Origin of the sequence: Pedobacter sp. PF22-3, from assembly GCF_026239555.1 — a bacterium.
Lineage (GTDB): Bacteria > Bacteroidota > Bacteroidia > Sphingobacteriales > Sphingobacteriaceae > Pedobacter.
Window position 1 is genome coordinate 213,356 of the sequence record NZ_JAPIVP010000007.1, and the last position, 13,727, is coordinate 227,082.

11 protein-coding genes are annotated in these 13,727 nt (G+C 39.1%); 5 read left to right on the top strand and 6 right to left on the bottom strand.

Going from position 1 to position 13,727, the window contains the following annotated elements; genetic code table 11:
- Positions 1–6: 6 nt before the first annotated feature.
- A protein-coding gene (gene prfB, locus OQX63_RS11455) for a peptide chain release factor 2 (RefSeq protein WP_265851003.1) occupies positions 7–1,081 on the bottom strand; the annotation gives its coding sequence in 2 pieces (ribosomal slippage) (positions 7–1,020 and positions 1,022–1,081; 1,074 coding nt in all).
- 128 nt (positions 1,082–1,209) lie between these two features.
- Positions 1,210–2,514: an amidohydrolase gene (locus OQX63_RS11460; protein ID WP_265851004.1), complete on the bottom strand. Its 1,305-nt coding sequence runs from the start codon at positions 2,512–2,514 to the stop codon at positions 1,210–1,212.
- An 843-nt stretch (positions 2,515–3,357) separates the two neighbouring features.
- Between OQX63_RS11460 and pgi the strand changes: the two genes are divergently transcribed.
- The 4 genes from pgi (at position 3,358) to OQX63_RS11480 (ending at position 7,566) form a co-directional block, all read left to right on the top strand.
- Positions 3,358–5,004: a glucose-6-phosphate isomerase gene (pgi, locus tag OQX63_RS11465; protein WP_265851005.1), complete on the top strand. Its 1,647-nt coding sequence runs from the start codon at positions 3,358–3,360 to the stop codon at positions 5,002–5,004.
- Positions 5,005–5,659: 655 nt separating this feature from the next.
- On the top strand, positions 5,660–6,022 hold the full coding sequence (locus tag OQX63_RS11470) for a hypothetical protein (RefSeq protein WP_265851006.1): 363 nt from the start codon (positions 5,660–5,662) through the stop codon (positions 6,020–6,022).
- Positions 6,023–6,070: 48 nt separating this feature from the next.
- Positions 6,071–6,613, top strand: a complete 543-nt coding sequence (locus OQX63_RS11475; RefSeq protein WP_265851007.1) for a YceI family protein — start codon at positions 6,071–6,073, stop codon at positions 6,611–6,613.
- A 5-nt stretch (positions 6,614–6,618) separates the two neighbouring features.
- Positions 6,619–7,566, top strand: a complete 948-nt coding sequence (locus OQX63_RS11480) for a DUF5777 family beta-barrel protein (protein WP_265851008.1) — start codon at positions 6,619–6,621, stop codon at positions 7,564–7,566.
- Positions 7,567–7,734: 168 nt separating this feature from the next.
- Here the strand turns inward: OQX63_RS11480 and OQX63_RS11485 are convergent, their stop codons facing one another.
- Genes OQX63_RS11485 through OQX63_RS11495 form a run of 3 tightly spaced genes read right to left on the bottom strand, consistent with a single transcriptional unit; the run spans position 7,735 to position 10,968 of the window.
- Positions 7,735–8,877 carry an ABC transporter permease gene (locus tag OQX63_RS11485; RefSeq protein WP_265851009.1) on the bottom strand — a complete coding sequence of 381 codons (1,143 nt, stop codon included), beginning with the start codon at positions 8,875–8,877 and terminating at the stop codon, positions 7,735–7,737.
- Positions 8,877–10,013: a glycosyltransferase family 2 protein gene (locus tag OQX63_RS11490; protein WP_265851010.1), complete on the bottom strand. Its 1,137-nt coding sequence runs from the start codon at positions 10,011–10,013 to the stop codon at positions 8,877–8,879. Before OQX63_RS11490 ends, OQX63_RS11485 begins: the two co-directional genes overlap by 1 nt.
- Positions 9,991–10,968: a lysylphosphatidylglycerol synthase domain-containing protein gene (locus OQX63_RS11495; RefSeq protein ID WP_265851011.1), complete on the bottom strand. Its 978-nt coding sequence runs from the start codon at positions 10,966–10,968 to the stop codon at positions 9,991–9,993. The genes OQX63_RS11490 and OQX63_RS11495 overlap by 23 nt, the downstream gene beginning before the upstream one ends.
- 41 nt (positions 10,969–11,009) lie before the next feature.
- Here OQX63_RS11495 and ruvC point away from each other — a divergent pair, with 41 nt between their 5' ends.
- Positions 11,010–11,597: a crossover junction endodeoxyribonuclease RuvC gene (gene ruvC / locus OQX63_RS11500; RefSeq protein WP_265851012.1), complete on the top strand. Its 588-nt coding sequence runs from the start codon at positions 11,010–11,012 to the stop codon at positions 11,595–11,597.
- Between the two features lie 129 nt (positions 11,598–11,726).
- On the opposite strand, the gene OQX63_RS11505 is transcribed toward ruvC, so the two are convergent.
- Positions 11,727–12,620, bottom strand: coding sequence for a DUF4349 domain-containing protein (locus tag OQX63_RS11505; protein WP_265851013.1), 894 nt, complete (start codon positions 12,618–12,620; stop codon positions 11,727–11,729).
- Between the last annotated feature and the right edge of the window lie 1,107 nt (positions 12,621–13,727).

Consider the following 13,727-nt stretch of genomic DNA (forward strand, 5'->3'; position numbering starts at 1 on the left):
TTTAGATTAAAACTCCATTAAATAAGCCTTCAAAAAATCGTTGATATCACCATTTAACACTGCATCAGGGTTAGAAGTCTGGTAATTGGTACGGTGGTCTTTCACGCGCCTATCGTCCAAAACATAACTCCTGATCTGCGAACCCCATTCTATCTTTTTCTTCGATCCCTCTACAGCAGCAATGGCTTCATTGCGCTTCCGTTCTTCGATTTCGAATAATTGCGACTTAAGCAAACGGATGGCATTTTCTTTATTCTGTAACTGCGAACGCGATTCCTGGTTTTTAATAATAATGCCTGATGGTTTGTGGTATAAACGTACTGCAGTTTCAACCTTATTTACATTTTGTCCACCCGCACCGCCAGCCCTGAACGTTTCAAATTCAATATCGGCTGGGTTAATATCAATCTGAATGGTATCATCAACCAAGGGATAAACATATACCGAAGCAAAAGAGGTATGTCGGCGGGCATTAGAATCGAAAGGCGATATCCGTACCAAACGGTGAACACCATTTTCACCTTTGAGATAGCCGTAAGAAAAATCGCCATCGAATTGAAGTGTTACCGATTTAATACCTGCAACCTCCCCTTCCTGACTGTCCTGTTCGGTAATTTTGTAGCCGTTTTTCTCACCCCACATCAGGTACATACGCATCAGCATGTAAGCCCAATCGCAACTCTCGGTACCACCGGCACCAGCAGTAATCTGCATTACCGCCGAAAGCTGATCTTCCTTACTTCGCAGCATATTTTTAAGCTCGAGATCTTCTACAGCTTGTTTACCGATTTCGAACTGCTCTTTCATTTCACCTTCCGAAGCATCTCCGGATTGAAAAAAATCGAACATCACAGCGGCATCCTCAACCGCATTATCGGTTTGGTTAAAACCATCAGTCCACTTTTTCTTTGAACTAATTTCTGCCAGAATTTTTTCTGCTTTTTTTGGATCGTCCCAGAAATCGGGCGCCATGGTTAATTTTTCTTCTTCGCGAATGGCGTAAAGTAGCTCATCAACGTCAAAGATACCTCCTTAGAGACGTTACCCTGTCTCTTAAATCCTGAACCTGTTCTTTTGTCATGGAAACAAATATAGGAAATCGCTTTGAGCATAGCGCAAAGCGATTTCAATTAAAACTATCCGCCTAATGCTTATTGACTAAATTTATTTTCTTTAATCAATCAGACATGGTAACGAATGATCGATTTTTTATTTCTTCATCACCATATAATCCAGGGTAAGGTTTGAAAGTAATTTAACCCCTAATACGAAACCACTTTCATCCAGGTAAAAATCTGGGGTATGGTGCGAAGCGGCTTTTAACGGATCTTTGCCTTTTGGCATGCCCCCTAAAAACACAAATAAGCCAGGTACTTTTTCCTGAAAGAAAGAGAAATCTTCTGCACCGGTAACAGGCGGTTTTAATTTTACACGATCAGCTCCAGCAGTTGCCTGCATACTGGGCAGCATTTTTTCGGTAAGTGCAATATTATTATAGGTAACGGGATAATGGTTACTGTAGGGGATTTTCACTTCGGCTGTTGCACCACCTGCCTCGGCTGTTTTGGTGGCAATGGTTTTTATCCGTTCGATAAACATGGCCTCATCTTCTTTACTGAAATTGCGGACTGTACCGAGCATTTCTACTTTTTCAGGTATAATGTTCGATCGTACACCACCGTTAATGGCACCAATGGTAACTACACCCGGATTTTCAGTAACATTTAAATTGCGGCTAACAATGGTTTGCAGATTATTGATAATCTGGGCCGAAACCACCACAGGATCGATGCTGCTCCATGGGTATGCCCCATGTGCCTGCCTTCCGGTAACCGTAATTTTCATATCGTTTACGGCGGCCATTGTCCCGCCCGGACGATAGGTGACATCGCCAACCTCAGTTTGTGAATTGATATGCAGACCAAAAATTACATCAACTTTAGGATTTTCGAGTACACCCTCTTTTATCATCAATGCTGCTCCACCTTCATCTCCCGCAGGCACACCTTCTTCAGCGGGTTGAAAAATGAACTTTACCGTTCCCTGGATATCTTTTTGCATAGCGGCTAACACTTCTGCCACACCCATTAAAATAGCTACATGACTATCATGCCCACAGGCATGCATTACGCCAACCTCCTGACCATTATATTGCGTTTTCACTTTCGATGCAAAAGGAACATCAACCCTTTCAGTAACCGGGAGTCCATCCATATCCGCCCGCAGTGCCACAACAGGTCCGGGCTTCCCTCCTTTTAATATCCCAACCACTCCGGTTTTTGCCACGCCCGTTTTCACTTGTATACCTAACGATTCTAAATGTTTTGCAATAATACCAGCTGTTCTTACCTCAGTATTTCCCAATTCAGGATGTTCATGAAAATCACGTCTCCAGGTAATTACTTTTTGTTCTATGGCATCTGCTTTTTTCGAAACCAATGGTTTTAAATCTGATTTTTGGGCAAAAGCATTTAACGCCAGGAGGGAAAAACCGATCAGGGATATTTTCTTCATAAATGAATGGTTTAGTTTAGGTTGCCCTAAGATAATCAATTTTAGGAAGAGATGGGGTTAATAAACAAAACAGGTATCTCAAAAATCTAAAAAGGTAATATCAAAATATTGGATTGTCATTCTGAGGGACAATTATTTCATAAATCAATATTAAAGACAGATTTTTTTTAGCAAATGGTAGGTTGCGCGAGATCGTCACTCCCAACTCGATTGGGAACCACGGAGTGCTCGTGAATGCCTTTGAAACAAGGGAAACTTATGAATAATCGTAATGCAAAGTGCTTTAAGATTAGCTTCGCTGAGCACTTCGTGGTTCCCGCCTGCGCCTATCGTGCGGACACATCTTTTTAAGTATTTTATGCGTTTTGCTAGCTAACTTTAATAAAGCACGGATTTTATCTAAGGACGCTGTCAATCCCAAGAGCCGGGAAAATTAAAAAAACAGTTGCAGAGCAGTAGAAACGGCACTAACAAACCTCAAACGCAGTGGTTTTGTGTTCATAACCGATGATTTAATTTTAAAAAATATTGAACACAAAACAAAGTGCCGCTGTTTTTTTAATGCGCGTGAGATTGCGCAAAAGGCTCATTGTTGGATTGACAAAGCGCTTTGGGTACTTTGGCGCTCCAAAGTACCATGCCCCGCGGCATAGAGCGATAAAAAAATATTATAATTAATTGTGTCCACACGATAGGCCTGCGCGGGAATGATGGCCGCGCTAGTGGATTCTGTCTAGGTAGCCTGTAGAAAGGACTTGCCAGAAATTAAAATTCTTAATCATTTTGAACATTAAAAGACCATTTTAAATTTTTGCTTTATTACTTTTACAAAAAACAAAGATTATGTTACCTAAAATAAATTTCACAGAAACTGAGGCATACAAGTACTTAGCCGATCATTTTATAGATATTAATCAAAAAAGCATTAAGGATCTTTTTGCTGAAGATGCAGATCGTTTTAATAAGTTTTCTGTTTTTTTTGAAGATATCTTACTGGATTATAGCAAGAACCGCATCAGCGATGAAACATTAGCATTATTGATTCAATTAGCGCGCGAGTGTAAATTGGATGAAGCCATAAAATCAATGTATAATGGCGACAAGATTAATGAAACCGAAGACCGTTCTGTACTTCACATTGCCTTACGTAATTTAAGCAATACCCCAATTTTAGTTGATGGTAAGGATGTGATGCCTGAAGTAAATGCTGTGCTGGCTAAAATGGAGAAATTTAGCAACAGCATCATCAGCGGCGAGTGGAAAGGTTATACTGGCAAAGCCATCACGGATATAGTGAATATTGGTATTGGCGGATCGGATTTGGGACCGGTAATGGTTACTGAAGCTTTAAAACACTATAAAAATCATTTAAATATTCACTTTGTTTCGAATATTGATGGTACACACATCGCCGAAACATTGGCAGGTTTAAATGCCGAAACAACATTATTCCTGGTCGCATCAAAAACGTTTACCACGCAGGAAACCATGACGAACGCACACTCTGCCCGCACCTGGTTTTTAGAAAAAGGTGGCAAAGAAAGTGATATTGCCAAACACTTTGCCGCATTATCTACCAATGCGAAAGACGTTTCTGCTTTTGGTATTGATACCGAAAACATGTTCGAATTTTGGGATTGGGTTGGCGGTCGTTACTCTTTATGGAGCGCTATCGGCTTGTCTATTTCGTTAAGTATAGGCTTCGACAATTTTAAACAACTACTGGCCGGTGCACATGCAACTGATAACCACTTCAAAACTGCAGAATTTGAAAGTAATCTCCCTGTAATACTAGGCTTGCTAGGCGTTTGGTACATTAATTTCTATAATGCAGAAACGCAGGTTATTTTACCATACGACCAATACATGCACCGTTTTGCTGCTTATTTCCAGCAAGGTGATATGGAAAGTAATGGTAAACATGTTGATAGAAACGGTAACGAGGTTGATTATGAAACCGGACCTATTATCTGGGGCGAACCAGGTACAAATGGTCAACATGCCTTTTATCAATTAATTCATCAGGGCACCAGGATTATTCCTGCTGATTTTATTGCACCGGCACAAAGTTTAAATCCACTGGGTGATCATCACCCTATCTTATTATCGAATTTCTTTGCACAAACTGAAGCTTTAATGAACGGAAAAACCGAAGAAGAAGTAACTGCCGAATTAAAGAAAGAAGGTAAATCTGATTCAGAAATTGAAAAAATTGCGCCATTTAAAGTTTTTGAAGGCAATCGCCCAACAAACTCCATATTATTGAAGAAAGTAACGCCATATACTTTGGGCAGCTTAGTAGCCATTTACGAACATAAAATATTTGTTCAGGGGATTATCTGGAATATCTTTAGTTTCGATCAATGGGGAGTAGAACTTGGTAAACAATTGGCCAAAAAAATTCTTCCGGAACTGAAGGGCAGCGAAAAAGTTTCGAGCCATGATAGCTCTACCAACGGCTTAATTAACCAATATAAGGCCTGGAGGTAAAATGAAAAGCGAGTGTAATGCTCGCTTTTTTATTTTAATCCCATAGTGACCATTGTCTCACACTCCTGAAAAATCAATTTATCTCTTCACCCGAACCTGGTAATTATTTAACTAAACTACCATCTTATAAACGCCCAATCTCTGACCAATTCGTCATGTTGAACTTGTTTCAGCATCTTTTAGCTGGAAAGACCCTGAAATGAATTCATGGTGACGGGCGATTAATAAAAAAAGATGGCATAAGCTAACGATAGGTAATATTAATAGAATTCAGGTTCTTAACAACTCAATCAGCGTTTAAACCCAAAAAGTGTTAAGTTCATTAAGCTTTTATTAAAAATACTAAGGTTAATCTGCCCTTAAAGGCAGAAGATTTCATTTTAGCTTAACATATAGTTTATCACTAAAGCCGTTCTGATGTAAAATCGGAACGGCTTTTTTTATTTTTTTTTGAGGCAACCATTCCTGATCAAGCCACGTAACGGTTAAGATTTCAATAGAAATTACATAACCATGATGAATACAAAAATGGTTATGCTTTTAAATAAACAGAACATAAATTAAAAACTGGCCTCGCCGCAAATATTTCAATTGCACTGCAATCGAACACGAGGATATAAGAAATGAATCCATCATTAATTTTAATTAAACATCTATGAAAAAACAAAATGTAATCTTTTCGTTAGCCGCAATTACGGCGCTACTTTTTGCCTGTTCTAAAAGACAAGCGGAAGAATTAAAACCAACAACACCTACGGGCCCAACCGCAGTAACCACTGCCAATGTAACCTATAGCAATTTTGCGGGCGCACTTTTCCAAACCAAATGTAACAGCTGCCATGGTCCAAGTGGAGCACTTAAATCAGTTTGGGCATTTAATGGCATAGCCTCAGTTAAAAATGATAGCCGTGTAGCCAATAGTGTATTGGTTACGAAAACGATGCCCAAAGGAGGCTCTTTAACAACAAGCGAAAGAGAACTGTTACAGGCATGGTTTGATAAAGGCATGCCAGAATAGTTCATCGAAATTAACGCCGGTTTTATTCAAAACTTAAATACATTACAGATGCAAAAATTATTGTTAACATTAACAGCCCTATTTTTATGCACAGGCATAAAAGCACAGATCTTGGTAAGTAAAAGCGTTAATTCTTCGTTTTTTTCTTCAACTCCTGTAGAAGATATCGATGCACAGAGCAAAACAGGTGCTTCGGCGCTTAATACCAAAACCAACGATATCATTTTCAAAATCAACAATACCTCTTTTCAGTTCAAGAAAAAACTGATGCAGGAGCATTTTAACGAAAATTATATAGAAAGTGATAAGTATCCTACTTCTGATTTTAAAGGAAAAATTGTAGAACAGATCGATTTTTCAAAACCCGGCACTTACCCGGTAACGGTTAAGGGTAACCTACAGATCCATGGCGTAACCAAAGCGTATACCGCAAAAGGATCACTGATAATTACTGCCGATGAGGTGAAAGCTACCTCTACGTTTAATGTAAAACTGGTCGATCATGATATCAAAGTCCCAACGATCGTTTTTAAGCAGATTGCAGAAACCATTCAAGTAAAAGTGACCGCTATTTATCCATCCAAAAAATAAAATTTATGAAATTACATCTAAAATCTTTCCTATATCTATCTCTTACCCTCCTGCCTACTTTGGCCTTTGCCCAAGATTCGCTCGAGAAGGCATTGCAGATGCCCACTGAAAAAAAGAATGTACAGGCTACTTTTAAAGCCACTAAACTCATCAATATCCAAACCAACGAAACCATTTATAAAAATGAATTGGATTTTAGGGTAGATCACCGTTTTGGTGATATTGCAGGCAGTGCAGGTGGTACCAAAAACTTTTTTGGACTGGATCAGTCGACAGATATCCGCATTGGTTTTGAATATGGAATCAGCGATAGGCTTTCCGTAGGTTTAGCAAGGGCCAAAGGAGCAGGTGTAGTAACACAGCTTTACGAAGGAAACTTAAAATACCGCTTGCTGGAGCAAACCGCTGATGACAAAATACCTGTAGCGGTAACTTTATTCGGGAGTACCACCATTTCGGCCGCTAAAGCTTCAACAGATCCTACCGCTGCAAATGCATTTGGTAAATTCCAGGATCGCTTAACCTATGTGGCCCAGGCGGTGATTGCGCGTAAGTTTAACTCAAACTTTTCAATGCTGATCATGCCGTCGTATGTACATCGCAATTTTACTGTTTTTGGGGATCAGAACGATATGCTTGCCTTATCCGTTGGTGGACGCATCAAAATTACTAAACGCATGGCTTTTGTAGCAGATTATACCATTCCATTCAGGGATAAAAACAAAGAGGCTTATCTCGAAAGCACATTGGGAACAAAATATTACAAAACGCTTGGTGCCGGACTTGAATTTGAAACGGGTGGGCATATTTTTCACCTTAATTTCACCAATGCAACCGCCATTCAGGAATCGCAGTTTATTACCGACACCAATACTTCCTGGCTTAAAGGGCAATACCGTTGGGGCTTTAGTATAGCGCGCAGGTTTTCTCTTGATAAGAAAAAAGCGAAGTAGACCGACTTTAACAAAGTTCTTGCAATTAAGAGGCTGTATCATCAATATAGTCATCCTGAACTTGTTAAAGGGCCTGTTTTGAATGCCTTAAAGGTCATTTCAACAGGCTCAATCTGACAAATTCAAAGTGATTACAAATATGGTACAGCCTATATTTTAAGATGATGATTAAACCGTTACATTTTGCCCTTTTACATCAAAGGCATCGCGTAAACCTATGGCAAGTACATTAAAGGCATATACCGTAAACATAATGGCTAAACCGGGCAAAAGGGCGAGGTAAGCTGCATCCATAATAATATAACCATAATGTTCCTTAATCATGCTCCCCCAACTTGGCATAGGTGGTTGCGCCCCAAAGCCCAAAAAGCTTAGCCCAGTTTCCAACAATATGGCTGAGGCAAAATTAGAAGAAGCTACAACCAATATAGGTCCGGCAATATTGGGCAATATATGTTTGATAATGGTTCTGGCTGTACCAAAGCCTAGTGCCCTTGCCGCCTCTACAAATTCTACTTCTTTTAAGCCCATCACCTGCCCGCGTACCAATCTGGCCACATCTACCCAGGTTGATAAACCTACAGCGATAAATATCTGCCAAAACCCTTTCCCTAAAGCAAATGATATAGCAATAACAAGCAGTAGTGATGGTAGCGACCACACCACATTCATAAACCAACTAATAGAGGCATCTATTCTGCCGCCAAAATACCCTGCAATGGCACCTAAACTCACCCCGATAAAAAGTGAAATAAGAACCGCCATTAAACCTACAGATAACGAAACACGGATACCTAAAATCAATCTGCTTAATAAATCACGTCCATAAATATCAGTTCCTAAAATATAGGTGCGTGTATAGATATTATTTTCTTCGAAGAGCGCTTGTGGCGTTCCTATTTTTGAAGGTAAAACACAACGGGGGCATAAATCTTTTAATTCGTATGCCGTTTCTTTGGCTTTTTCGTCATCGCCAATATATTCCTGAACAAAAACTGTATCGCCTTTCAGCTGGTAAGAAGTGATTGGAATGCTTTTAAAAGTGGGCGTTTGTCCATTGAGCATCCGCTCGAAAAAGTTAACATTTTCTACTTTGGGGTTTTGGCTGGTGATTAAAAAAGTAAAGGTACTGCCTGGTTTCTTTTTGTTTAACTGAAGCGTTTGTACATTCGCATTAGGAGAATCATCAGGCATAATTAAATAGCCCAAAATACCCATTAGCATTAATAGTAAGATAAAGATCAGCCCACTGAAGGCCAGCTTATTCCGCTTAAACTTTAACCATACTTTTTTTGATGGGCTATTATCCATTATCTAACCATTCTGCCTTTCCAATTGTATTTTCCACTGTTTCCGGCAATGCCGATGTACACCATATAAATTACATGAAGCACATTTAAAACAGGTATTAAAATGAGTAAACTGCGCCTCTTGGCAAAGCCTGTTACATCCCATAAAAATAGCGTTTCTAAAACCATTTTAACCAACAATTGATAAAATGCGATGGCTAAAAACCCCGGAATAAAAAGTCCGGTAATAAAATTTGCGAGAATAGACAGGTTAAAGATCCAAATCAGTACCCCTAACACGATAATGGCCTTATTTTTATAACGGGTACTCTTCGAAGCCCATCGTTTACGTTGCTGGATAAATGCGCCCAAGGTTTCTTTTGCATGGGTATACACAATGGCTTCCCTATTTTTGAGGAAACCGATCTGATCTGGATATTTAGCTGCAATTTTATGCAACAGTAGCTCATCGTCGCCAGATGCCAGATCATCTATACCTTGAAAGCCGCCAACTTCATAAAAGGTTGTTTTCTCGTAGGCTAAATTTGCACCGTTACAAGTTGATGGTTGTTTATTTCCAATGGTAGAAGCACCTAAACCAATAAGGTAAAGAAATTCTAATGATTGTAAACGCTCAAAGAAACTTTTCTCCTGAAAATAAGCAACGGGCGAAGAAATCATTTTATAGTTTTTCTCTTCATACAGATTTACAATCGTGGCCAACCAATTAGGCCCCATCCTGCAATCGGCATCAGTAGTAATAATCAGATCGCCAGAGCAGGTGCCAATAGCGGTTTGTATTGCTTTTTTCTTATAGGAGTTTAATGCCCGATCTTCATTTAACTTAATTAATTTTACATTACGGTTAGCATAGCTTAACACAATTTCTGCTGTTCTATCAGTAGAATGGTCATCAATAATGATAATCTCCGTTAAGGCTTTAGGATATTGCTGAGCAATCAGGTCATCAATTGTTTTATTGATATTAACTTCTTCATCCCTTGCAGCAACAATAATAGAAACTTTGGTTTGAGGATCAGATTTGTGTGGCGTAAAATAGATGAGGTTATGCCACCCTCTGATAAAATTAAGCACCAAAAAACCATAAATTAAGGTTAGCGCAGCAGAAAATAAACTAGTTAGATTTAAGACTTCCAAAAAAATTGAGTTTAAAAACGAAATAAGTGCCTAAGATAGCAGGAATTATAATATTAATGAGCCAAATACTGGCAGTACATGCAATAACTGCCACATGCTGATCGGTTACATGTTTAAAGAGTTCAACCGCAGTTACACTTCTAATGCCTACATCGAATAGATCTAATGAAGGTAACGCCGACTGTACCAAAAATAGCAAACAGGTCATCATCACAATATCTGCATAATCCAAGCCAGGTACCAGCCAAATAAAAAGGATAAAATATTGCGAACTGAATATCAGGTAACGGGCAAAACAATAAGTAATAATTTTGAATAGTTCCCTTTTTTTGTATCGGGCTAAAATGCTATAAAATTTCTTGTATTTCCTGGTGAATTTGAAGGACAATAAAATCCCGTTTAACCAACGGATGTTAAAGTAAAAAACCAGAAAAAAAAGGCAGAAAATTACCGCAAAAAAAACCAGTGCAATAAATAATACCTTATCGATCGGGATAAAGCGGTACACGAAAAAGCAGGCTGCAATAGCCCCAAAAACATTTGTTAATACCAATTGACCGATGCTGCCTACACTCATGGCTACTATCCCAACAATTCTCCTCCGTGGGGAAAGGAAAAACACACGCCCTCCATATTCTCCTAATCTGTTTGGTGTAAAAATAGCAAGCGTTAAACCACAAAAAACTGATTCGATAGCCCTGTAAAAACTGATCGGTTCGATATGGCTCATCAGGTATTTCCATTTGCCTGCCTCTAAAAACCAGTTTACAAACATCAGGAGTACAACTATCCCGATTACCGTGATTATTTCTATTTGAGGAATATCTTTTAATAAGGTACTGAAATCGTGCAGATTTTTATTCGCAACGAGTTTATGGTAAATAAACCAAAAAGCAAATATTACAATTGCAACTTTGATAAAAAGCGATAATATTTTTTTGTTCTTGCCTGTCAAGATTATCTTTTTAGTTTGCAAATATGCTTAATATTGCTGTAATGTTGAACGAAAAAAAGGAACGGGTAATTATGGGCATTGATCCGGGCACTGCGGTGATGGGTTATGGCGTAATTTTAGAGAAGGGAAATAAAACGGAACTGATTAGTTTGGGCGTAGTTAAAATGACCCATTTAGACGATCCTTTTCTTAAGCTTCAGCGGATATTTGAAAAAACGGTGGTGCTGATGGAGCAGTATAAGCCCGATGTATTAGCTATAGAAGCCCCTTTTTATGGTAAAAATATCCAGGTACTGCTAAAACTTGGCCGTGCACAAGGCATTGCCATTGCTGCCGCACTATCTAAAAATGTGCCCGTAACAGAATATTCTCCACGTAAGATCAAACAATCCATTACAGGCAGCGGAAACGCCACCAAAGAGCAGGTAGCTGCCATGTTGCAACGTTTACTCAATTTTAAAGAAACACCAGAGTTTTTAGATGCTACGGATGGTTTGGCTGTTGCAGTTTGCCATTCCTTTCAGAAAATTACCTCAGGTGGCAAATCTAAAACCTATTCGGGCTGGGAATCTTTTGTGAGCGATAATAAAACTAAGGTTAAAGGTATAGCGGTTAAGGCAAAGAAATAGTTCTCATTTCCAAGTTCCGTCACCCTGATCCGATAGCTACAGCATGACGATCGCGTTGGTCAGTTGCCCATAATTAAAAAATCTTTATAAAAAATGGTTCGTGCGGACACGAACCATGGGGATAGATTCTTATTGCCTGGCCTGATCGATCATGTTTTTAGTCGCTTGATCCATTGCCAGTTTATTCTTCCGGATAAAATACTTTATGATGAAGAAGATTGCAAAACCAACCAATATCAACATCCACAAATTGGAAATAGCAATAATGATTTCTTTAAAAATCGTCCAGCCATTTACAATGCCCAACCACAACCTGTTTATAAATGCCGGACGGTAATCGTACAGGTTATCGTTAGCAACAATCATGGTTTTTACGGTATTATCCTGATAAAAATTAAGCGTGATGGTACTAAATTTTACCCGACTATCGATCTGCATATTCTCGATTTTCTTATCTACATAATCGTCTTTGATATAAAGAGACGATTCCACATTGGTACTTTTTTTTGAGGCTACTTTATTAATCTTTTCAATTGCATCAACTCTATTCTGAGCTTTCAGTTTATTGGCCAAATAAGCAATGCTCTGATCGTCCAGCTTCATCGATTGGTGATCGACAAAGACCGCTATTTTTGCAATGGTATTGGTAAATTCATCTAGTTTTTCAGATGGAATCTTCGCCACCAGATAACCTTCAGTGCGATAGGCTGTAATTTCTTTTAAAGAATCTGTAGATTGTTTTACTTTATCCGTTTCCTGGATAGTGCTTTCGATAGAAAACTCCGCAACAGTCCCCCCTTCTCCTTTAATGGTTTTACTCAGCTGTTCTTTGGCCTGCTGCACGTCTTTAACCCTAAAACGCATATCGGCAGTTTTGATGATTTTCTCAGCGGCAGTACTATCTGCAGATTCTTTGCTCAGAGGCTCCAGCGCTACGGTATCAGCGCCTGCATATTTTTTATTTTCGTTTTGGCAGCCAAAAATTGTTAAAACTATGGCTATAGCAATAATATTCCTTTTCATGATTGTGTGGTTCTAAATAAATAATCATTTTAAATATTTGCTTCAAATGGCCATTAGAAGTTTTACGTTTTGGGTTGGTTTGCAACGCTCTTTCCAATTAATACTGCAAAGTGCTTTAGGTAACCCAAAAAACAAAATGTTTATATAGAGATGTTATATAACCTGTATTTCCATAAAGTAAAAACAAAATGCTAATTACAATGTAACCCGAAAGCTACAAGATTATTTATTTAGAATAGAAAGGCCTACCTAAGTAATTTAAACCTGACAGGAGCGGACACGAACGCAGTGAAGTAAAGCGGATGGCAGGGCTTTCGGAACCGATGCACACAGGAACCTGCTTTTCAAAAAAGAAGATTGCATTTTCAACAACATTGACTGTTGATACCCGAAACTGTGTTATTTTTTGGAAAGCAAATACAGAAGCCATTGGGTTACAGCAGTCCCGCCATTTGCTTTAGCCCTGATGCTAATTTAGTGCCGATTCATCGGTAAAGAATCAGGCGCTGCCGCTGCTGTCGGGTTTAAGATAGAAAGGCCTACCTAAGTAATTTAAACCTGACAGTAGCGGACACGAACGCAGTGAAGTAAAGCGGATGGCAGGACTTTCGGAACCGATGCACACAGGAACCTGCTTTTCAAAAAAAGAAGATTGCATTTTCAACAACATTGACTGTTGATACCCGAAACTGTGTTATTTTTTTTGGAAAGCAAATACAGAAGCCGTTGGATTACAGCATTCCCGCCATTTGCTTTAGCCCTGATGCTAATTTAGTGCCGATTCATCGGTAAAGAATCAGGGGCTGCCGCTGCTGTCGGGTTTAAGATAGAAAGGCCTACCTAAGTAATTTAAACCTGACAGTAGCGGACACGAACGCAGTAAAGTAAAGCGGATGGCAGGGCTTTCGGAACCGATGCACACAGGAACCTGCTTTTCAAAAAAAGAAGATTGCATTTTCAACAACATTGACTGTTGATACCCGAAACTGTGTTATTTTTTTTGGAAAGCAAATACAGAAGCCGTTGGATTACAGCATTCCCGCCATTTGCTTTAGCCCTGATCCTAATTTAGTGCCGATTCATCGGTAAAGAATCAGGCGCTGCCGC

Coding starts and splice junctions, on each gene's coding strand:
- OQX63_RS11460 (WP_265851004.1), bottom strand. CDS start 2,514: ATGAAGAAAATATCCCTGATCGGTTTTTCCCTCCTGGCGTTAAATGCT.
- pgi (WP_265851005.1), top strand. CDS start 3,358: ATGTTACCTAAAATAAATTTCACAGAAACTGAGGCATACAAGTACTTA.
- OQX63_RS11470 (WP_265851006.1), top strand. CDS start 5,660: ATGAAAAAACAAAATGTAATCTTTTCGTTAGCCGCAATTACGGCGCTA.
- OQX63_RS11475 (WP_265851007.1), top strand. CDS start 6,071: ATGCAAAAATTATTGTTAACATTAACAGCCCTATTTTTATGCACAGGC.
- OQX63_RS11480 (WP_265851008.1), top strand. CDS start 6,619: ATGAAATTACATCTAAAATCTTTCCTATATCTATCTCTTACCCTCCTG.
- OQX63_RS11485 (WP_265851009.1), bottom strand. CDS start 8,877: ATGGATAATAGCCCATCAAAAAAAGTATGGTTAAAGTTTAAGCGGAAT.
- ruvC (WP_265851012.1), top strand. CDS start 11,010: ATGTTGAACGAAAAAAAGGAACGGGTAATTATGGGCATTGATCCGGGC.
- OQX63_RS11505 (WP_265851013.1), bottom strand. CDS start 12,620: ATGAAAAGGAATATTATTGCTATAGCCATAGTTTTAACAATTTTTGGC.